The organism is Kribbella sp. NPDC004536, assembly GCF_042873835.1.
Classification (GTDB): Bacteria; Actinomycetota; Actinomycetes; order Propionibacteriales; family Kribbellaceae; genus Kribbella.
The window spans coordinates 107,251-127,265 of the sequence record NZ_JBIALY010000003.1 but is presented as its reverse complement, the minus strand read 5'-3'; the positions used below and the strand labels follow the sequence as shown (position 1 = coordinate 127,265).

Here is a 20,015-nt window from a genome sequence, read left to right as displayed (position 1 = left end):
TTGTGCCGCTCAACAAGGAGCCGCACAGAATCCTGGGGGAAACACATGATGAAGCGGTTCGTTACCGGTGTCGCAGCGCTGGCCGGTGCGGGTGCACTCTTACTCGGCGGCGCGCTGCCGAGCCACGCGGCGACGCAGTCCGTTGCAGCCAGCAACAGCGCGACCGTGACGTACAAGCTGCGGTACTTCAACCACTCCAGCGAGGGCTACCACGCGAGCGCCGTCCTGCCGGCGACCTGGAAGGCCGTCCAGCTGTCGATCTGGCACGCGCGGTTCGACGACAGTGCGCACAACCGGATGATCCGGATCAACACGGCGTACAACCCGAACCTGGGCACGATCACCGCGCTGAACCAGAAGATCAAGTCGCTGAAGAACACGCGCGGCCTGCACATCGTCGGTACGTCGACCGTGACCATGAAGTCGACCACCGGACAGGGTCCGCTGCGCGCGAGCACCGTCGTCTACACGTACCGCAGCGGCAGCACGACCCGCTGGGTCGCCACCCGGTACGTCGGCTGGTCCGGCCGGAACGCCGCCGACGTCGAGTTCTCGACGGCAGGTTCCCCGAAGGACAGCAAACTCCTCGGCACCACCCTCAACAAGGCCACCGTCTCCCTGACCCTCGCCGGCTGACCGCCGGGTGGCGTCGTCGGCCGGACGCGTCGTGCGCGACACTGGTACGGGTCCGGCCGACGTCGACGAGAGGTTGCGTGATGGACAGCAAGGCGAAGTTGCGGGTCAAGGATGCTCTGCTGGCGCATCTCGAGGCACATCTGCGCTCGACCGGCGCCGCGGTCGGCCGTGAGGACTCGGCCGCCCGGCTCGATCCGGACACCGTCGTCTCGGTCGACGAGCGGTCCCAGTCCGACGAGGCCGGCGATCTCGGCGGCCTGTTCGAACACGTCGAGGAGCGCGAACACAGCACCGTCGCGACGGCCGAGCAGCTCGACTTCGGCCCGGCGGACGAGGTCCGGCCCGGCGCGATCGTCGTACTCGACGACAACCACTACGTCGTCGGCGTGATCAGCTCGCCGTTCGAGAGCGACGGCGTGACGTACGAGGGAATGACCACGGACTCCCCGCTGTACGACGCGATCAAGGGCCTGCACGCCGGAGACACCTTCACCTTCGACGCCACCGACCACCGGATCACCTCGATCGACTGACGCCGCCAACACCGACCGCCGCGCAACCGGGCACCCGGTCGGGGTGAGGTTTGGGTGGGTCGGGACACTGTTGGGGTGGCGACGACGACCGACGTGGCGGGTAGGTCCGTCAGCGAGCGTTTTGCGGGTTTTACCGGTGTTGTGGTTCGGCGACTGCCGGGGAACGTGCCGGCCAGTCTCGTCGGGTTCGCGCTGATCAACGGGTTCACGTTCTGCGTCGATCTCGCGTTGTTGACCGTGCTGCGGTCGTGGGTGCAGTTGCCGTTGTGGCTGGCGATCACGATCGCGTACAGCACGGCGTTTGCCTTGAGCTACGTTCTCAACCGGGCGTTCAACTTCCGTTCACACGCACCGGTCGGGCCGCAGTTCGCGAAGTACGTGGTCGTTGTCGTGGTCAACTATCTCGTACTGATCCTCGGCCTCGGCACCGGCTTGTCGGCGCTCGGCGTCGAGTACCACCTGGCGCGGATCGTCGCCGGCCTCAGCGAAGGCGTGTTCATGTACTGCGCCCTGCGCTGGCTCGTGTTCAGGACTCCGTCTCGCCCGCGGGCGCCGAGATGACCCGGTTCCGGCCGGTGTCCTTGGCCTGGTACATCGCCAGGTCGGCTGCGATCTGAAGCTCGTCGAGGGTGCTGCCGGAGTGCGGATACGTCGCGGCGCCGATCGAACACGTGAGGCTGTCGCAGACCACCGGGCCGCCGGGGGTAGTGATGGTGATCGCGAGCGCGGCCACCCGAAGGCGGATGCGCTCCGCGGCCAGGGCGGTGTCGTCGGCCGAAGTCTGCGGCAGCAGGATCGCGAACTCCTCGCCGCCGAGCCGCCCGACGAGGTCGTCGTCGCGGACCTCGTGGCGCAGTTGGTCGGCGACGGCCTTGAGCGCTTCGTCGCCGGCCAGGTGCCCGTACGTGTCGTTGACGGTCTTGAAGTGGTCGAGGTCGAGGTACAGCACGCCGAGCGGCGAGTTCGTCCGCTCCGCGCCGGCGAACTCGCGGCGGGCGATCTCGTGCCAGAACCGCGCGTTCGCCAGGCCTGTCTTCGGATCCGTCCGCGACTCGGTCTGGAACTGGTCGACCAGCAGCGCCCGGTGCAGCCCCAGGATGGTCAGCAGCAGTACGGCGACGGCCCACGGTTGGCTGAGCAGCAGCGCGGCGGTGGCGACGCCGAGCCCCAGCGAGCCGGCGACGATGAGCTGATCGGACAGCCGGCCGACCGCGTTCCGGCCGGGCGCGTCCGGGTTGGACAGCATGATCGCGCCCACGATCAGCGCGTAGTTCACGAACCAGTACGCCAATCCGGCCGCGACCACCGCGATGAGCCCCAGCGGGCCGGATGGGTAGCCCGGATAGACACCAGGACGGATGGCGGCCAGTACGACGGCAGCCGCGGCACCGGCCAGCACCAGGGTCGTCGCGGTGAACACGGACCGGAACGGCGGAACCCGCCGCACCCGCAGCCAGGAATGCAGGTACGTACAGAAGATCAGCGCGACCGCCATCGGAGGCGGCAGCAGCAGGACACCGGCGAACGTCCACATCCCCTTGAGGTTCACGTACGGGATGCCTTCGGCGCCGACCTTGCGGAGCCGCTCGATGTCGCGCGCGGCCTCCAGGTGGATCGCCGATCCGGCCAGCAGCACACCGAACCGGATCCAGTCACTCGCGGTCACCGAGACCAGGCCGAACGTCGACACGACCACGATCGCGGTCAGGAACTCGACGCCCAGCACGTACCCGAGCACGATCCGCGGCTGCTTCCAGAGCGCCCAGCGAGACGGGATCCAGGCATCATCGTTGCGCCGGCGCAGGCGACGTTGTGCCAGCCGATGCCTGATACTCATGACAAGACCCCCGCCTCACAGTCGGTCCTTGTCACAGAGTAGCCGCCACATTCACGCAATGTCACGGCCACCCCTGTCACTGCCTCAGATTCGCGAGAGGAGGCCGCCCTCCATGCAGAACAACGACTGGTGACCATCACCCGGCGGGCTGCCGCGTCGCGTGCACATATCCGTACGCCGCTCCCGCCGCTACCAGAACGCCGAAGATGCCGGCCGCTGCCACCACGAAGGCGGGCGCCCATCGATCCGCCGCGGCCCCGGCGGCCAGGACACCTATTCCCTGGGAAACGATCAGCGCAGTGCGGGCCAGGCCGAACGCCTGCCCGCGCTGCGCGTCCGGCACGTTCAGTACGAACGCCGCGCTCGCAGCCAGCTGGTACGACGCGCACAGCCCCGACAGCACCCACAACCCGACAGTCACCCACAACCCGGGCTGCACGATGCAGCCGATCAGTGGGGCACACGAGCCGATGGCCAGCGGACCCATCAACGTGAGCCGCCGCTCCGGTGCCGCACGGGTCAGCAGCATCATCCCGACCATCTGCCCGGCCGGGTTCGCCGCCAGCAGGATCCCGACCGCGGCGGGTCCGCCGCCGACGGATGCGGCGTACGGCGCGGCGAGTCCTTCGATACTCACGTAGAACCCTGCCACACAGGCGAACGCGACCAGGTACCGCAGCTTCCGATCGCTCCAGACCAGCTGCGCACCAGTCGACAGCGAGGCCCACCAACCCTTGCGCGCCTCGCTCACCGCGGGCAGCGGGCGCTCCTGGACGCCGAACTGGAGCAGCAATGCCGACAACGCGAACGTCGCCGCGTCCACGAGCAAGGCGTTCCCGGCGCCGAAGGCCGCCACCAACGTGCCGCCGGTGACGAACCCGGCCAGCTGCGCCGCCTGGGCGGTGATGTTCGAGACCGAGCTCGCCAGGACGAACTTGTCGCCGGTGAGAATCGCAGGCAGCAGCGCGGCCCGCGCCGACTGGAACGGGGAGGCCAGCAGCTGCACGGCGATCAGCAGCACGCACAGAACCCACAACGACGCTCCGGGCACAGCCATCGCTGCGACCAGTACGGCCCGTCCGATGTCGCACAGGATCATCAGCCGACGCCGTGGGTACCGATCCGCCAGCCCTGCCAGCAACGGTCCGCCGACGATGTCGGGCAGGAACGTCAGGGCGTACGTGACCGCGGACAACCCGGCCGAGCCGGTCCGGTCGAAGACCAGCACCGCGAGCGCGACCCGCGCCAGCTGATCCCCGGCCACCGAGCCCAACTGAGCGAACCAGAGCCACCTGAACTCCGCTACGGCGAAGACTTCTCCGTAGGTCGCAGGATCTGTGGACGATGCATCACCGGGGCGGGTCACCCGCCCACGCTACCGACCATCCCCCGCGGCCGCCCGTTCTAGTTGCCGTTGGCGGTGTCGGCGGCGATCTGCTCGTGGTGGCGGATGACCTCGCTGATGATGAACCCGAGCAGCTTCTCCGCGAACGCCGGATCGAGCTTCGCGTCCTCGGCCAGCCGCCGCAGCCGCGCGATCTGGTTCGCCTCCCGCTCGGCGTCGGCCGGCGGCAGCACGTGCTCGGCCTTCAGCCGCCCGACCTGCTGGGTGTACTTGAACCGCTCCGCCAGGATGTACACGATCGCCGCGTCGATGTTGTCGATGCTCCCCCGCAGCCGCTCGAGCTCGGCCCGAACATCTTCCCCACTCGTGATCATGCCGGCCAGCATAGGCCGAGCCGGCGTCCAGCGATCGGCCTCCGGTTCTTCTAGCCTGGTGGGATGCGGAGGGGATTCGAGGTCCTGGGGCTGACTCTCGTGGTGCTGGGAGTTCTGAGCGGAGTGGTCGTCGTCATCACGGTCGCCACGCCGGCGACCGAGGACGACGTTCGGCAGTGGTTCGACGCGGTCGGTGGAGTGATCTCGGCCGCCGCTGCCGTCGTCGTCGCGTTGATCGGGTTCCGGGCGCAGAAACAGCAGGCGCGGGAATCCGCCGCGGAGCAGCGGCAGCAGGCGCGGGAGTCGCTGGAGGCGTCGCGGCTGGTGGCTGCGGAGGCCGCGCAGGAGGCTCGCCAGCTCGAGGTCGAGCGGTTCGAGAACCAGCGGCGGCTCGAGCAGGAGCGGCAGGACTCGACGCTCGAGTTCAGCAAGGCGTTCAGCCTCGGCAACGAGCGCCGCAACCACTACGGCGACCTGATCGCGTGGGCGCACCGGCAGTTGACGCGCCGGGACGACGTCTACGACTCCGGTAGCGAGTACGGTCGCGCGCTGGCAATTGCTTCGGATGCTGTGCGGCGAGCCCTCGAGGACTTCGAGCGTAGCGACGAGAGCGGGCGGCAGTTGGCGTACGAGCGACTTGTTGCGACGATCCGGCGGGAGTTGGGCTCCGACGAGCTCTCGGGGCCTTTACCGTCCAGCTAGTACGGCGACGGTTGCGTTCCTCAGGACCTGGCCGGGGATCGGGCCGGTTTCGTACGGGAGTTGGAGGCCGGGCCGCCACGCCAGCAGCCGGATGCGCGGGCCTGCGTCGAGGGCGATCGCCAACCACCGCCCGTCGGCCGAGAACGCCAGTCCAGGGGAGCTTTTCGCGGGTAGTTCGATCCCTGGCACGATCTCGAGCCGGCCGGTGTCGAGCTGCAGAACAGCGATGTCGCTCGGCCGCATCGGGTGACCGGCGTACCTGGGGTCGTCCGTGGACCGCTCGAGCAGGAACGCGACCAGCTTTCCGTCGGGGCTGACGACGCCCGAACAGCACACCGGGCGGGGCACGCGGTACGTGCTCGTCGAACCCGTGCGCAGCCGGCGACGGTGGAGATCGCACGGACCGCCGCCGCTCGGGTCGCAGCCCGTTGTCCAGACGATCTGGCCGATCCCGGTCGCGACCGGCTGCGCGTCCTGTCCGAGATCGGCGAGCTTACGGCCGGTGGTCGCGCTGACGATCACCAAGCGGCTCGGCGGCCCCGACTGGCTCGGATCCAGCAGCCCGACCAGCTCGTCACCGCTGACCGCGTACGGCGTGAAGCCGACGGGCAGGCGCGTCCAACGATCCGAATCCAATGGCCTGACGAAGCCGTCACCGTGATCGGTGTCAGGAGGGAACGTCACCACCCACACACCACCGGGGCCGGCCAGCAAGCTCTCCAACGAACCGAGAACACTGAGCTTCTCGCCGTCACCGAGGCGCAGGATCCGGGATCCTCCCAGCGCACAGGTCCTCGTCACAACCAAGCCGTTCCCCAGGACGTCGCCGAACTCGCCCGGCCGCAGCGCGCCGACGGTTGCGACCGGACCGCCGTCGAAGTCGACCGTACGAACACGGTCCCCACCCAGGAGTACTCGAAGCCCGGTGCGCTCTTTCGGCGGCGTGCTCGACACGATCGCCAGGTCATGCACCGATGCACAGGCCCCCTGCGCCGACGGCCACGGAGCTACGACAGCCTGCGTTGAATCCTGCCCCGGCCAGACCCGAACAGCCACTAGCACCAGAGCCGCAAGCCCCACCAGCACCAGCCCGCCGACCCGCCCCCAGCGCGGCCACCGCGGCCCACCGAACTCGACGAACTCCTCGTCACCCACAGCTCCATCAGAGCACCCCGGCCACCGGCCGGACAGATCGCGGACCGGCACGCGAGCCGAGGTTCAGCCGGCTTCCACCATGCCGGCGCGGAACGCGAGGATCACAAGTTGCACCCGGTCACGGGCGTCGAGTTTGGTCAGCAGATGGGCGACATGCGTCTTCACGGTACCGACCTCGATGTGCAACCCGGCGGCGATCTCGGCGTTCGACGCCCCGCCCGCGACCAGCAGCAGGACCTCGCGTTCGCGGTCGGTGATGGGCGGCAGCCGACGTACGGCCGGTTCGGCGCGGCCCACGAACTCGTCTATCAGCCGTCGGGTGACGGACGGCCCGAGCAATGCGTCGCCGGCGGCGATCACGCGCACTGCGGCCAGCAGATCAGGCACCGCCGTATCTTTCAGCAGGAAGCCGCTCGCGCCACCGCGCAAGGCGGCGTACACGTACTCGTCGAGGTCGAACGTGGTGAGGATCAGGACCCGCGCGGCCGAGGTACGGGTGATCGCCCTGGTCGCCTGCAGACCGTCCATGCCGGGCATCCGGATGTCCATCAGGACCACATCGGGTCGCACCCGCGCCACCAGCTCGACCGCGGCCGCCCCGTCGCCGGCCTCACCGACCACTGTCAGGTCCGGCGCGGTCTCGACGATCCCCGCCAGGCCGGCTCGAACCAGCGGCTGATCCTCCGCGATCAGCACCCGGATCGTCACCGCGGCTCCGCCAGCGGAAGGACGGCAGACACCCGGAACCCCTTGTCCGGAAGGGGTCCCGCCTGCAGCGTCCCGCCGTACAGCGCGACGCGTTCGCGCAGCCCCGCCAACCCGTGCCCGGCACGCGGTACGTCGGCGCACCCGGCGCCGTGGTCGACCACCTCGACCGCCAACTCGCGGCCGCGGCACACGACCGACGCGGACGCGACCGGCACCGCGGCGTGCTTCACGACGTTGGTCAGTGCCTCCTGGACGATGCGGTACGCCGAGAGCTGAACGCCGGCCGGCAGCTCGGGAGATAGACCGCTGACGGTCAGGTCGACGCGTACGCCCGCCTTACCGGTCCGGGCGACCAGCTCCTCGAGCTCCGCCAGGCCAGGAGCCGGGGCGAGCTCGACCTGTTCGTCGGACCTGAGCACCCCGAGAAGACTGCGGAGTTCGGCCAACGTGCGTCGCCCGGTCTGCTCGATGGTCGCCAGCGCTTCGCGCGCCGCCTCCGGCCGGCTGTCGATCACCGCGTGCCCGTAGCCGGACTGCACCGTGATCACTCCCATGCTGTGGGCAACGATGTCGTGCAGCTCGCGCGCGATCCGCATCCGCTCCTGCTGCACCACCAGCTCCTCCGACTGCCGGCGGTACCGCGTCGCCAGCCGTCCGACGATCCACGCGGCCAGCACCATCGACCCGAACGGCGCGATCCCGCCGCGCTGCCGGAAGTCGGGGAGCGCGGTCGCGAGCACGCCGACCTCGACGGCCGCGACCGCGAGCAGCGATCGCCGTCGGTCCGCCAGCCGGAAGACCGCCAGACAGGCCACCGGTACGGCGATGAATCCGACCGACGGCTCGATCGGCGACAACATCAAGGCCACAAGGCAACAGACGACCGACCAGACTGGACGGCGGCGGACCAGCGCGAGCCCCGCCGCAGCCGCGGCGGTCCCGATCACCGAAGGCGCGAGCTGACCTTTGTGTGCGAACAGTCCCCAGGCCAGGAGGCCGTACAGAACAGCGCCTGTCCATTCGACGACAACGAGCCGGACCGGCCGGGTCAACTGGACTCCCATGGGCACGACGGTAGGCCGCACCGCAGCGGCAGTCATCATCCTCCGGACAGATATCGCCCGACAGAAGTAGCGGGTCGCAGATCCGTCTTCGGCCAGATGCCGCCGACGACCGGCCGAGTCGAAGCTGAGGGCATGATCGAACTGACCAACCTCAGCAAGAGCTACCGGACGGTGCGGGCCGTCGACGACCTCACGCTGACTGTGCATCCCGGCCGGGTGACCGCCTTCCTGGGACCGAACGGTGCCGGCAAGTCCACCACGTTCCGGCTGCTGCTCGGCCTCGACCGGGCCGATTCCGGTACGGCGCTCGTCGACGGGTCGCCGTACGCCGTGCTCCGCGACCCGTTGCGTGCCGTCGGCGCCCTCCTCGACGCCGACGGATTACACGGCGGCAGGTCCGCGTACCACCATCTGCTGTGCGTCGCCCAGGCCGCCCGGATCCCCCGGGTCCGGGTCGGCGAGGTGCTCGAGCGGACCGGACTGGGCGAGGTCGCTCGCCGGCGGGTCGCAGGGTTCTCACTCGGCATGCGGCAACGACTCGGGATCGCGGCAGCCCTGCTCGGTGACCCCGCCGTGCTGCTCCTCGACGAACCGATGAACGGCCTCGACCCGGAGGGCATCCGCTGGCTCCGCGGCCTGTTGCGCAGCCTCGCCGACGAGGGCCGGACCGTCTTCGTCTCGAGTCATCTGATGAGCGAGATGGCGCTGGTCGCCGACCAGCTGGTGATCATCGGTCGCGGCCGGCTGATCGCCGACAGCGCGCTCGCCGACCTCACCCGCGACGGCCGGTCGCTGGAAGACGCCTACCTCGACCTCGCCGACGCAGAATTCCGGAGCAACTGATGATCAACGTCCTCGCCTCCGAGTGGACCAAGCTCCGCTCCGTCCGGTCGACCCCGCTCAGTTTGCTGGCCGCGGCCGCGGTGTCCGTCGCCGGTGCGCTGGTCTCCTCGACCGGTCGCGCCGCCGACTACGCGAACCTCTCGCCCGCCGACAAGCTGGCGTTCGACCCGGTCAACCTGAGCTTCGACGGCCTCGCCTTCGCCCAGCTCGCGTTCGGCGTCCTCGGCGTCCTGGCGGTCAGCTCGGAGTACACCACCGGTCAGATCCGTACGACGTTCACCGCCGTCCCGCGCCGCCCGATCGTCGTGGCCGCGAAGGCCTGCGTCGCAGCGGCGCTCGCGGTCGTCGTCGGCGGCGCCGTCTCACTCGCCTGCTTCTTCGTCGCACAAGCAGGACTCCACAAGGCCCACCTAGGCGTCTCGCTCAGCTCGCCGGGAGCACTCCGCGCGGTCCTGGGCGCCGACTTCTATCTCCTCACGCTGACTCTGCTGGGCGTCGGTCTCGGCGCCCTGATGCGGCACACAGCGGGCGCGATCAGCACCCTGTTCGCGCTGGTCTTCATCCTCCCGGTCGTTGCCGCCAACCTCTCCAGCTGGACCACCTGGCCCGGCAAATGGAACCTGTGGTCCGCGGGCAACGCCCTCATCAGCACCCAGCCTCCCGGCGTCAACTCGCCGTCGACAGGACAAGGCCTGTTGATCTGTGCGGCGTACGCGATCATCCCGCTCGCCTTGTCGGTCGTGGTGGTCGCCCGGCGCGACGCCTGAGGTGACGGGTGGCCGTCATTGGCCTCGTGGACGCGTCGCCGGCGTCGGTCCGGCGGTTACGTCGACAGGCCGCGGCGGACGGTGATGTAGAAGGCGGTGAGGTCGTCGGTGAGGGCTTCGACCTGTTGCTTGTCGGTCAGGTCGGCGTCGAGGAGCCAGTCCGCGATCAGGTCGAACATGCCGCCGACGAGCCCGATCGCGACGCTGTGCCGTACGGAGCGCTGTTCCTCCTTCTGCTTGCCGTCGTACCGCTCCCAGAGCTGGACGAGGAAGCCGGCGGCCCAGCGGCGATTGGCCCGGCGTTGCCGCTCGACCGACTCCGAGATGCCGGACGCCATCCCGAACGTGACCTTGGTGATCCGTGGATCGTCGACGAGTGCATGAACGAAGATCGCGAGCAGGCGTGGCGCTTCCTGCCGCTCGTTCCCGCTCGCCTGCGCGGCGGCCTCGGCCATCTGCTGTTCGAGGCGTTCGGAGGTACGTCGCAGCAGCGCGAGGTAGCACTCCTCGCGGCTCGCGAACAGCTCGTAGAAGCTCTTCGTCCCGATGTACGCCGTACTGCAGATCTGCTCGATCGACGTACCGAGATAGCCGTTGGCGGCGAACAGCCTCAGCGCCGAGTCCAGCAACTGCTCGCGTCGTTCCGCCCGGCGCTGTTCGGCGTCGAGACCCCGTATGGTCCTACTCATGCGCTGGACGTTACCCAAAGCAGCTGGTTGATAACCAATCGTTCTTGTCAGCAACACGACATCTTGTTTATAACCGGCGATCATGCTCGACTGTCCGTGACATAGCCGTCACGCAATCCACTTCACGGGGAGCTGTCATGAAGGTTCGTCTTCGCCGAGCGGGCGCCGGCTTGTTCGCCGCAATCCTGCTCGCCACCTCGCTGACCGCGACGACAGCGAACGCCGCGACCTCTTCAGGGTTCGACGACTGGACGTGCAAGCCGTCGGCCGCCCATCCGGAACCACTCGTTCTGCTGCACGGTCTGGGCGGCAACGGCCCCGGCAACTACTCGTACCTCGGTCCGTACTTGGCCGCGAAGGGCTACTGCGCCTTCACCCTCACGTACGGGCAGGCGACGCCGTCGATCCCGGTCGGTGGCACCGTCTCGATCGCCCGGTCCGCGGCGGAGATCGAGGCCTTCGTGGAACGGGTCCGGCAGACGACCGGAGCCGCGAAGGTCGACATCGTCGGGCATTCCGAGGGCGGCTTCCAGAGCATCTACGGCCCGAAGGTTCGCGGATACGCCGGCCACGTCGGCAGGGTGGTTGCCCTCGCGCCGCCGACGCACGGTACGACGTTCGGTGGACTCGTGAGCGTGGGCGACTACCTTGGTCTCGGGCCGCTGGTCGACCAGGTGCTGCAACAGTTCGGCTGTGCGGCGTGCGACGAACTCATCGTCGGCGGCTCGGCCGTCGCGAAGCTGACCGCGGGCCCGATCGCCCAGCCGGGCGTGCGGTACACCGTGATCGCGTCCCGCTTCGACACCCTCGTGACACCGCACGAAACCTCGTTCATCCGAGAGCCCGGCGTGACCAACGAATACGTCCAGGACAGTTGCCCACTCGACCCGGTCGGCCACGTCGGCCTCGCCTTCGACCCGTCGGTGGCCCAATTGGTTGCCAACGCCCTCGACCCGGCCCACGCAACCCCAGTCATCTGCGCCTTCGGCCCACCACTCTGAACCGGCAACCAGCCCGAAACCCCAACGCTGTCAGGTGCGGCGGGGCCGAACTCGACCACGACCGGCGACCAACACCAACACCGGCGACGCCCAGTTCACCGGCTGCTCGCACGGGACGTTCAAGGGCGCCGAGCACACGAGTGTCGACGTCACCAACTGGTGGGTCGCCGCCGGTAGCGCGGGGCCGAACACCCTGTTCACCGACGAGGTCGACACCACCACATTCCGCGGTCAGACCGACGTAGCTGAGGCCCGGCGGATGTTGGTCAGGGCCTCTTGTGCCACGCGGTACGACGTCAAACACACCAGCGCATCGCAGCACCGCGGCTCACCGACGATCCGGAAGGAGGCGCGCGGTCCGTCGACGCTCCGGCTCAAACGAGCCCGTCCAACGGCAGACTGACGACAACGGCGAACCCGTTCGTCGCGACTTCACACTGAGGCTGACGTGTTCCTGCTACTGGCAGCGGGCAGGGGCGCGATCGCTTCTGTCGCTCCCATCGTCGCGCCTGCTACGAAGGCATTCTCGAAGGCGAGTTTGCCCATCGCCTCAACCAGCGATCCTCGTAGATCCTCGTCTGCCACCTCGAGGCGCCAGGTTCGCCCGCTGGCGGCTTCGCGCGCGGTGTGCGCTGCACCGAGGAGGATCGCCGCGCGTTGCGGATTGCCTTGGGCAAAGAGCACCGCAGCAAGTGCCTCGAGTGCCTCGACGAGGACGAATGACTGTCCGGCGTGCGTGACAGCGTCGATGCACGAGCACAGAAGGTCCTCCGCACGCGCGAGGTGCCCGAGTTCACGCGCATGATCTCCGAGCATGTACAGCGCCCTGCCGGCGCAGCGCTGGTCGCCGAGGCGGCGTAGCGTGGGTAAGCACTTCTCCATGATCTCCGTCGCATGCGCACGATCGGCTTGCAGCCACGCGAGCTGGGCGAAACCCACGAGTGCATGCATCTGATCCTGCTCGCTACCGACAGCATCGGCCAAGGCCTGACTTTCCACCAACCATTCATGCACGTTGTCGGCGACGCCTGCCTGCATCGACCGTTGCGCCAGGATGAACAGCGTGTTCGCCGCAAACACACTGTCTCCAACCTCGCGAAACAATGCGACGCTTTGCTGTCCCGTGTTCAGCACCTCGGCCAGCTCATTCCCAGCTTGTGCAAGGCATTGCAGTGTCACCGCGGTTTCCCAGCGATGATCGTTGCCAAACCTCTCCAACGCTTCGTGCAGGGACGGCAGTACCAGTTCCGGCTGAAGCCAGAACGATCCCATGCCGACGGCCCGGGCTGCACGAGCGCGACTTATGTCGTCGAGACCAGCTGCCAGCTGCGCCGCCTGGTTGGCGAGTTCGAAGGCGATCTGGGCATCTGCCGGCTGCAGGATCTCGCTGGCCGCGGCGAGCCCAGCAACGACCGCCGAAGTAGCGGGCGGCCTGCTGATCGCCAGGACCCGCTGGATCCAGTCGTGGGCTTCACGGCGCTGCCCAGTGATGTCCCAGAATCGTTGCAGCGCTGCGATCCAGCGCCAGGCAGGCTCCGGGGCGTCAACGCTGATGTAGTGGGCTAGCGCCGTACGCAGATTGGGCTGCTCTGCAATCAGTCTGTCGAGCCAAGCCAGCTGGTCTGATGACCGTAATCGCTCACCGACTTGCTCCGCCCAAACGAGGTAGTGCGCAGCATGCAGTTGTCTGGCCTCGAGCTGGGCGTTCGACGTGGCCAATCGTTCGGCCGCATACATCCGAACTGTCTCAAGCAGGCGGTAACGACCATGCCCAACGCTGGACACCAGAGACTTGTCCACCAGCTTCGGCAGGACCGAAAGCACCCCTCCGGCCACGCTCGGCGCATCGCAGACCGATTGCGCAGCTGCATAGTCGAAGTCCGCGGGGAACACGCCGAGCCGATCAAAGCAAGCCCGTTCCTCGTCGTCGAGCAGCTCGTAACTCCAGTCGATCGCGCCGCGCAGCGTGCGGTGCCGCGGTAGAGCAGTACGGGCGCCGGCGGAGAGGAGCTCGAAGCGTTGGTCCAGGTGTTCCACGAGCTCAGCGACACCAAAACTTCGGACCCGGGACGCGGCCAGCTCGATCGCCAGCGGAAGCCCGTCGAGCCGCTTGCACAGAGTCGCGACCGCCGGCGCAACGGAATCGGTGAAGCTGAAGCCTGGTGACGCGGCGGCCGCACGATCGACGAACAGCTGGACCGCATCGAAATCCTTCGCGGCTTCGGCGCGGAAAGCATCGCGTTCGGTCGGCACCGACAGAGTCTGCACCGGGTAGACAACCTCGCCCGGTACCCCGAGTGGTTCGCGACTCGTAGCAAGAATCCGCGACTGCCCACCAGCAACCAGCAAATCCGCGATGATCCCGGCGGTCTCCGCGATCACCTGATCGCAGTTGTCCACGATCAGCAGGCAATGCATCCCGCCCAGTACCTCGCGCAGGGCGTCGCGTGTCGACCATCCCGGCTGCGGTGCGATGTGCAAGACCCGGGCCAGCGTGTCGCTGACGAGTTGCGGTTCGACTGGAGCCAGATCGGCGGACCTGGCGCCGTCACGGAACGAGTCGGCGCGAGCCGAGGCGACGCGAAGCGCCAGCCTGGTCTTACCGACTCCGGCAGGACCGATGAGGGTGACCAGTCGGTGTGCGTCAACGAGTGCGGACACCTCGCTCGTCTCGCCCTGCCGGCCGATGAGGTTTGTCAACGGCGCGGGGAGCGTCGAGCCGGCCTGACTCGTCCGGCGGAGCTCCGCGGCCAGCTCAGACAGTTCAGCGCGGTCAGTCACTTCCAGCTTTCGCAGCAACGCGCTGATGTGGCTCTCGACCGTACGTACGGAGACCTGGAGCCGATCAGCCATTTCGCGGTTGCGGAGCCGGCCCGCCACCAACCAAAGCACCTCGGCTTCACGTTCGGTGACACCAGCCCGAATCAGCCGCTGGTTCAGCACAGCTCCGCGTCCCGTCATACATCCATTGTGCTTCGATCCCGGCAGGCCGAATCGAGGACCGTACGAAGATCCGTAGTTCCCACGGATGAGTTGTGGACCGCAGCCATCGACGATGGTGCGGCAAGCGATGTGCCGAAGCACGTCACGCAGTGCTGATGCCATTGCCGAGTCTTCGAAAGTCTCGTCACCAAGCTGGTCAACCGGAGGCTGGTCAACATGTCCAGGAACCACCGCCGCCACGACGTCGTCGTGGTCGGTGCTCGCGCTGCAGGCGCCGCCACCGCGCTCCTGTTAGCCCGACTTGGACATGACGTGGTCCTCGTCGACCGAGCCACCTTCCCCGCTGACACGCTCTCCACGCACCAGATCGCGCGCACGGGCGTTGTGCAACTGCACCGCTGGGGTCTCCTTCAGCCCGTTCTCGACAGCGGAGCTCCAGCCATCCGTCAGGTGACGTTCACTGCCAACGGTGAGTCAATGACCAGGAGGATCAAGGAACGGGCCGGTGTCGACCTGCTTGTCGCTCCCCGGCGCTACATCCTCGACGCCATCCTCGCTGACTCAGCACGCGCCGAGGGGGTCGAGGTGCGACTCGGTTCGACCATCACCGGTGTCTGCATCGACGATGCGGGGCGAGCGACAGGTGTCTACGGCCGGAACAATGCCGGTGCACCGCTTCGGATCGACGCCCGCTTCGTGGTCGGCGCGGACGGTCTGCGGTCGAGAGTTGCTCGCGCGGTCGGAGCGGCGCTCATCGAGGACCGCGGGGACGCAGGCGCGGTTCAATATGCCTACTACGCCGGCCTTCCCTGGTCCGGCATTGAGCTGATCGTCGCCGATCGCGCGCTCACCGGAGTCTTCCCGACCCACGACGGCCAAGCGTGCATCTGGGTCTGCAGTCCCTCCGAGCAAGCCCGTGCAGCTCGACGTCAGGCCACCTCCCGCGAAGACGCGTTCACGAACGAGCTGAGTCGCACCGCACCCGAGCTGGCTGAGCGCCTGCGCGCTGGGCAGCGCACATCCGCGGTCACAGGCATGCTGCGCACTCCCAACTTCGTTCGCGCGGCTCATGGCCCCGGTTGGGCTCTGGTCGGCGACGCCGGATACCACCGCGATGCAGTCACCGGCCATGGACTGAGCGACGCCTACCGCGATGCCGAGCTGCTCGCCACTGCACTCGACGAGACGTTGCGCGGCGAGACGGACGAGAGCAGCGCATTGGGCGGCTACCAGCGCCGGCGTGACCAGGCACTGCGCAGCATCTTTGACCTCACCTGCAGCCTGGCCGGCTACCCGCCCGTTGCCGAGTTCGTGGACCTGCAGAAGCAGCTCAGCGTCGCTATCGACATCGAGGCGACCGAAGCCGCCGCCCGCCAATTTCCAGCTAACCGACAGCTCATACGCGACTGATTCTGATGTGGAGAATTCTCATGCAAGACGATCACGAAGACGTCGGCTTCCTCACAGCTCCGGACGTCACCCCTGCTGCCCAGCGCATGTTCGACGAAGACATCGAAGAGCTCGGCTACGTCATGAACGTCTCCCGGCTCTGGGCCTATCAACCAGCGACAGTGGCGGACCTGTTCAAGCTGCTACGGCAAACGAGTGCGACGACCAACCTCAGCGTTCGTCATCGCTTCATTCTTGTTTCCGCCTTCGCCCCGGTCTTCGGTGACTCCTACTGCTCGTTGGCGTGGGGCAACAAGCTCGCCAAAGCGAGCGACGCGCAGACAGCTGCCGCGGTCCTCCGAGGCACCGACGAAGGTCTGAACAACAGCGAGCGCGCACTCGCCACCTGGGCTCGTCATATCGCGCGAGATCCCAACAACACCAGCGCATCAGATGTGCAGGCGTTACGCGACGCCGGTTTCAGTGACTCCGAGATCTTCACGATCACCGTATTCGTTGCACTCCGTCTCGCATTCTCCGCCGTCAACGACGCACTTGGCGTCCGTCCCGACGCGGCGCTTCGCACGAATACTCCGAAATCTGTGCTCGACGCCATCACCTTCGGTCGGCCGATCCAGGATGAGGCATGAGGTGGCCGAGCCCGCTGACCCCGGAATGAATGCGATGTCGCGGGTCGATCCCGACCGCGCGTTCGCTCGGCAACTTGCCGCGGACTCCATTGCACGCGGCGACGAAACCGGGTGGTTCGAAACGCTGTATGCGGCAGCCGAGCAAGGCACGGTGACCATACCGTGGGCCGATTTCTCACCCTTTCCGCGCCTGATCTCCGCCCTCGCCCGGCACACCGGCACAGGGCGCGCGATCGTCATCGGCTGTGGATTCGGCGACGACGCCGAACACGTCGCGTCCCTCGGGTTCACCACGGTCGCTTTCGACATTTCACCGACAGCGATTGCCACCGCTCAACGGCGTTTCCCGCACTCGACGGTGAGATATGTGACGGCGGACCTGCTGTCACCGCCGGAGACCTGGATCGCGGCCTTCGACCTTGTGATCGAGGTGTTCACAATTCAGGTGCTGACCGGCGCGGCGCGAAGTCAGGCCGTTGCCCGGGTCGCCCAACTGGTCGCTCCAGGCGGCCGACTGCTCGTCATCGCGGGAGCGCGCGAGCTCGACGACGACACCGGCCGGATGCCCTGGCCACTCACCCGACAGGAGATCGAGTCGTTCTGTGACTGCGGCCTGATCGCGGACTCGATTGACGACTACGTCGACAACGAACGCCAGGGACCGGTTCGCCGCTGGAAAGCCTGGTTCCACGCCCCTCCGAGGCCGTGATCAGCGACGCGACTTGCGAGTTGTCCGGACGAGGACAGCCCAGGTGACAACCAGGAATACCACGGCAAACGCCGCGAGTATCAGCCAGTAGGCCCCAACGGGTCGTGTACCCGCGTTACCGTACGAGTCGAGCAGCGGCGGCCCGAGCGGTGAGCCGCCCTCGGCCAGGATCCTGCGAGCCCCGAGGTCGTGGCCAATGGCCTCGAACGCCCAGCGGGTCACCATCACCGTACTGAAGGCCGCCCCGGGTTTCGCCATGAGGTGCACCGGAAGAATGGCGCCGGAGAACAGCACAGCAGGAAAGCACAACATCGGAAGGGCCAGAGTCGCCTGAGGAACGTTGCTGACACCGGCGGACGTCAGCAGGCCAAGTCCCAGAGCCGCGACCGAGCACAGCGCAAGACCCACCCCGATAGAGGCGTACGTCGACAATGGGCGACTTGGCAAGCGGTCCAGCAGGCGAAGGACCGCCAGCATTCCGACGACGACCGCCAGGAGGAACGGCACAAGAACCGTTACCTTGGACGCGAGGTAGGCCCCAAGTCGCAGGCCGACCAGATGCTCGCGCCGCAGGATTGCTCGCTCCGTACAGATCTGCAGCAAGCCATAGGTGAGGCCGAAGAAGAACGCGGCGAATACCACCCAGAAGCCGATCATGACCATCGAGCTCGGGCTCGGGTTCTCGAACTCGAAGGCGCCAGACTCAAAGAGGGTGGCGAACATGCCGATAACCATCGCTGGAGACCCGAGCAGAATCGCCAGCGTCATGCGATTCCGTACCAGCGTCTCGAGCGTGCGCCTCGTCAGTACACCCCATTGCGTCAGCCCGTTTGCGATACGTCGGCTCGGCATCGTTGCACGAGGTACCTCGGTTGACGATCGGAGACCGGCAGTGACGGCCGGACGATGCTTGGCTTCCGGATCGGTCAGGTGCCGGTAGAGCTCGGACGCCGAGTCGACGCCATACAGCTTGAACGCCTCGTCCAGGGTCCCGACGAAGCCGAGTCGCCCACCGCGGGTCACGCAGACAACGCGGTCGCAGGCCAGTAGGTCGTCGACTGAATGCGTCGTGAAAACGACTGTCGCCGAGCGGCTGGCCAGCTCGCGCAGACGACCGATCAGCTCGGAGCTGGTGATCGGGTCGAGACCGGATGTCGGCTCATCGAGAAAGAAGACGTGCGGGTCGGTGAGCAGCTCGACGGCGATGCTTGCCCGCTTGCGCTGTCCACCGCTGAGGGCGGCAACCCGGACGTGGGCCTGGTCAGTCAGGCCCACGGCCTCGAGCGCAGTGCGGACAGCCGCATCGACAACCTCTACCGAGGTCGATGACGGCAGTCGCAGACGAGCCGCGTACCGAAGCGTTCGATCAAGAGGCAAGTCGAGATGGATGATGTCGTCCTGTGGAACGTATCCGAGCACGCTGCGGAACGCATCGAGATCGCCGTACAAGTCCACGCCGTCGAATCGCACCGACCCCGAACTCCCAGGGGCAACCCCCGCAACGGCCTCCAAGAGCGTCGTCTTGCCGGCTCCACTGGGGCCGACGATCGCGACGAGCTCGCCGGCCGGGACCGCGAACGACACCGCGTCGAGCAGCGTCAGCTCTTCTCGACCGCGCACGCTGACCCTGCGGGACAACTGATCGACATCGATCCGCACGCCGTTTCGCTCACCTACCGCGACACGGTCCCGTTGCGGCAGCTCAGGCATCACCACTCCTGCCGTTCAATAGCCTTCTTGCTCAAACACAGCGCGATCACTCATTTTCAAGAAAATTCCTTGAACAGCCCTGAACTGAGGCTGAACTCGCTCAGAGCCGCCTCGCCGTCGGCGTCACAACATCGATCGATGCGGAGGGTTCGACCAACGAGCAGTCGACCGGGTACGCCCAGTTCAACTACTGGCTCTGGGGTCGCGCCGCGACCGTACTGCAAACTGCGGCGTCGACCCGGGGACGACGATCTCCACGCGACGCGCGCTGTTGGCGCAGTGGCCGGGACGCCGCTTGAGTATGCCGGGTCCGGTGGCGCCGCCGGCGTGCCGCCCTCGGAGCAAGTGGGCGTGTACTCCGCAGGGCATGTCTTTGGCCGGTCTGGTTGGGGGACAGACGAAGCCTTTCGCGAGCGAATCGACGTACAGCATCCGCTTCTGCCCCGCTCGGGCAATGCACGGCCACAGCGATCACACGTCGATCACATACAAGGTCCGAGGCGGCGACATTCTCATCGACGGTGGGCACGCCGGCTATCAGAACGATGTCTGGCACGCCTGGGTGAAGGGTCCCTTCGCGCACAATGAGCTCACCACCCCGGGACGCCGGTGGCGACCATGAACGCGATCTTGATCACCCGGCCGCCTTCGCGGACTTTCATCGTCAACGCGTCGGCGACCAGGAACATGTAGGGCCCTTCGTTCGGTGGCCGTTCGCGGAAGTCGCGGACCAGCTCGTCTCGTTACGACGAGGAACGACACCGACTACAGCAGCTTCTGCCAGCGCTTCTGCTTGCAGTCGGCTAGCACCACACCACGTGATCACTGTCGATCGACACCATTTTGCACCACGACCGACACCACGGTCGTCCAGCCGAGCTCCGGTCGGGCGATGAGACCAGCTCAGGCTGCTGGTCGGCGAGTTATCCACGTGGCACCGAGCGTAGCCAGCCGATTGGA

General features: G+C 67.3%; 20 protein-coding genes and 1 pseudogene. 11 read left to right on the top strand and 10 right to left on the bottom strand.

Annotation, left to right across the window (positions count from 1 at the left end; genetic code table 11):
* Positions 1 to 48: 48 nt before the first annotated feature.
* The 3 genes from ACFYRU_RS25765 (at position 49) to ACFYRU_RS25755 (ending at position 1,730) form a co-directional block, all read left to right on the top strand.
* The gene (locus ACFYRU_RS25765) at positions 49 to 636 is read left to right on the top strand and encodes a hypothetical protein (RefSeq protein WP_387663126.1); all 588 of its coding nucleotides are present in this window, start codon (positions 49 to 51) and stop codon (positions 634 to 636) included.
* A gap of 80 nt (positions 637 to 716) precedes the next feature.
* A complete protein-coding gene (locus tag ACFYRU_RS25760; protein ID WP_387663125.1) occupies positions 717 to 1,169 on the top strand; it encodes a hypothetical protein in 453 nt (150 codons plus the stop codon).
* A 141-nt stretch (positions 1,170 to 1,310) separates the two neighbouring features.
* A complete protein-coding gene (locus ACFYRU_RS25755; protein WP_387663124.1) occupies positions 1,311 to 1,730 on the top strand; it encodes a GtrA family protein in 420 nt (139 codons plus the stop codon).
* Here the strand turns inward: ACFYRU_RS25755 and ACFYRU_RS25750 are convergent.
* The 3 genes from ACFYRU_RS25750 to ACFYRU_RS25740 all read right to left on the bottom strand — a co-directional run bounded on the left by ACFYRU_RS25750 (position 1,696) and on the right by ACFYRU_RS25740 (position 4,725).
* Entirely contained in the window at positions 1,696 to 3,006 is a 1,311-nt protein-coding gene (locus ACFYRU_RS25750) for a diguanylate cyclase (protein ID WP_387663123.1), read from the bottom strand. The two genes, ACFYRU_RS25755 and ACFYRU_RS25750, sit on opposite strands and share 35 nt — an antisense overlap.
* A 136-nt stretch (positions 3,007 to 3,142) precedes the next feature.
* Entirely contained in the window at positions 3,143 to 4,372 is a 1,230-nt protein-coding gene (locus ACFYRU_RS25745) for an MFS transporter (RefSeq protein ID WP_387663122.1), read from the bottom strand.
* 38 nt (positions 4,373 to 4,410) lie between these two features.
* A complete protein-coding gene (locus ACFYRU_RS25740) occupies positions 4,411 to 4,725 on the bottom strand; it encodes a chorismate mutase (RefSeq protein ID WP_387663121.1) in 315 nt (104 codons plus the stop codon).
* Between the two features lie 63 nt (positions 4,726 to 4,788).
* Between ACFYRU_RS25740 and ACFYRU_RS25735 the strand changes: the two genes are divergently transcribed.
* Positions 4,789 to 5,427 (top strand): hypothetical protein, encoded by a 639-nt coding sequence (locus ACFYRU_RS25735; protein WP_387663120.1) that lies wholly within the window; start codon positions 4,789 to 4,791, stop codon positions 5,425 to 5,427.
* Here the strand turns inward: ACFYRU_RS25735 and ACFYRU_RS25730 are convergent.
* The 3 genes from ACFYRU_RS25730 to ACFYRU_RS25720 form a co-directional block, all read right to left on the bottom strand.
* Entirely contained in the window at positions 5,413 to 6,582 is a 1,170-nt protein-coding gene (locus ACFYRU_RS25730) for a hypothetical protein (RefSeq protein ID WP_387663119.1), read from the bottom strand. The genes ACFYRU_RS25735 and ACFYRU_RS25730 overlap by 15 nt on opposite strands.
* A 63-nt stretch (positions 6,583 to 6,645) precedes the next feature.
* A complete protein-coding gene (locus tag ACFYRU_RS25725; RefSeq protein WP_387663118.1) occupies positions 6,646 to 7,290 on the bottom strand; it encodes a response regulator in 645 nt (214 codons plus the stop codon).
* A complete protein-coding gene (locus ACFYRU_RS25720) occupies positions 7,287 to 8,354 on the bottom strand; it encodes a sensor histidine kinase (protein WP_387663117.1) in 1,068 nt (355 codons plus the stop codon). Before ACFYRU_RS25720 ends, ACFYRU_RS25725 begins: the two co-directional genes overlap by 4 nt.
* A gap of 132 nt (positions 8,355 to 8,486) precedes the next feature.
* Between ACFYRU_RS25720 and ACFYRU_RS25715 the strand changes: the two genes are divergently transcribed.
* The gene (locus tag ACFYRU_RS25715; protein ID WP_387663116.1) at positions 8,487 to 9,197 is read left to right on the top strand and encodes an ABC transporter ATP-binding protein; all 711 of its coding nucleotides are present in this window, start codon (positions 8,487 to 8,489) and stop codon (positions 9,195 to 9,197) included.
* Positions 9,197 to 9,964 (top strand): hypothetical protein, encoded by a 768-nt coding sequence (locus tag ACFYRU_RS25710; protein ID WP_387663115.1) that lies wholly within the window; start codon positions 9,197 to 9,199, stop codon positions 9,962 to 9,964. The genes ACFYRU_RS25715 and ACFYRU_RS25710 overlap by 1 nt, the downstream gene beginning before the upstream one ends.
* Before the next feature lie 56 nt (positions 9,965 to 10,020).
* Here ACFYRU_RS25710 and ACFYRU_RS25705 read toward each other — a convergent pair whose 3' ends face one another.
* Positions 10,021 to 10,653 carry a TetR/AcrR family transcriptional regulator gene (locus ACFYRU_RS25705; RefSeq protein ID WP_387663114.1) on the bottom strand — a complete coding sequence of 211 codons (633 nt, stop codon included), beginning with the start codon at positions 10,651 to 10,653 and terminating at the stop codon, positions 10,021 to 10,023.
* Positions 10,654 to 10,790: 137 nt separating this feature from the next.
* Between ACFYRU_RS25705 and ACFYRU_RS25700 the strand changes: the two genes are divergently transcribed.
* A complete protein-coding gene (locus ACFYRU_RS25700) occupies positions 10,791 to 11,654 on the top strand; it encodes an esterase/lipase family protein (protein ID WP_387663113.1) in 864 nt (287 codons plus the stop codon).
* A gap of 34 nt (positions 11,655 to 11,688) precedes the next feature.
* Positions 11,689 to 12,057 carry a hypothetical protein gene (locus ACFYRU_RS25695; protein WP_387663112.1) on the top strand — a complete coding sequence of 123 codons (369 nt, stop codon included), beginning with the start codon at positions 11,689 to 11,691 and terminating at the stop codon, positions 12,055 to 12,057.
* A gap of 29 nt (positions 12,058 to 12,086) precedes the next feature.
* Here the strand turns inward: ACFYRU_RS25695 and ACFYRU_RS25690 are convergent, their stop codons facing one another.
* Positions 12,087 to 14,615, bottom strand: a complete 2,529-nt coding sequence (locus ACFYRU_RS25690) for an ATP-binding protein (RefSeq protein ID WP_387663111.1) — start codon at positions 14,613 to 14,615, stop codon at positions 12,087 to 12,089.
* A 198-nt stretch (positions 14,616 to 14,813) separates the two neighbouring features.
* Here ACFYRU_RS25690 and ACFYRU_RS25685 point away from each other — a divergent pair, with 198 nt between their 5' ends.
* The 3 genes from ACFYRU_RS25685 to ACFYRU_RS25675 are packed head-to-tail and all read left to right on the top strand — an operon-like array spanning position 14,814 to position 17,345.
* The gene (locus ACFYRU_RS25685; RefSeq protein WP_387663110.1) at positions 14,814 to 16,007 is read left to right on the top strand and encodes an NAD(P)/FAD-dependent oxidoreductase; all 1,194 of its coding nucleotides are present in this window, start codon (positions 14,814 to 14,816) and stop codon (positions 16,005 to 16,007) included.
* 20 nt (positions 16,008 to 16,027) lie between these two features.
* Positions 16,028 to 16,636: a carboxymuconolactone decarboxylase family protein gene (locus ACFYRU_RS25680; protein WP_387663109.1), complete on the top strand. Its 609-nt coding sequence runs from the start codon at positions 16,028 to 16,030 to the stop codon at positions 16,634 to 16,636.
* The gene (locus ACFYRU_RS25675; protein ID WP_387663108.1) at positions 16,542 to 17,345 is read left to right on the top strand and encodes a class I SAM-dependent methyltransferase; all 804 of its coding nucleotides are present in this window, start codon (positions 16,542 to 16,544) and stop codon (positions 17,343 to 17,345) included. The genes ACFYRU_RS25680 and ACFYRU_RS25675 overlap by 95 nt, the downstream gene beginning before the upstream one ends.
* Here ACFYRU_RS25675 and ACFYRU_RS25670 read toward each other — a convergent pair whose 3' ends face one another.
* A complete protein-coding gene (locus ACFYRU_RS25670; RefSeq protein WP_387663107.1) occupies positions 17,346 to 19,055 on the bottom strand; it encodes an ABC transporter ATP-binding protein/permease in 1,710 nt (569 codons plus the stop codon).
* A 596-nt stretch (positions 19,056 to 19,651) separates the two neighbouring features.
* Positions 19,652 to 19,795, bottom strand: a pseudogene (locus tag ACFYRU_RS25665) (transposase); the annotation flags it as partial.
* Positions 19,796 to 20,015: the final 220 nt, after the last annotated feature.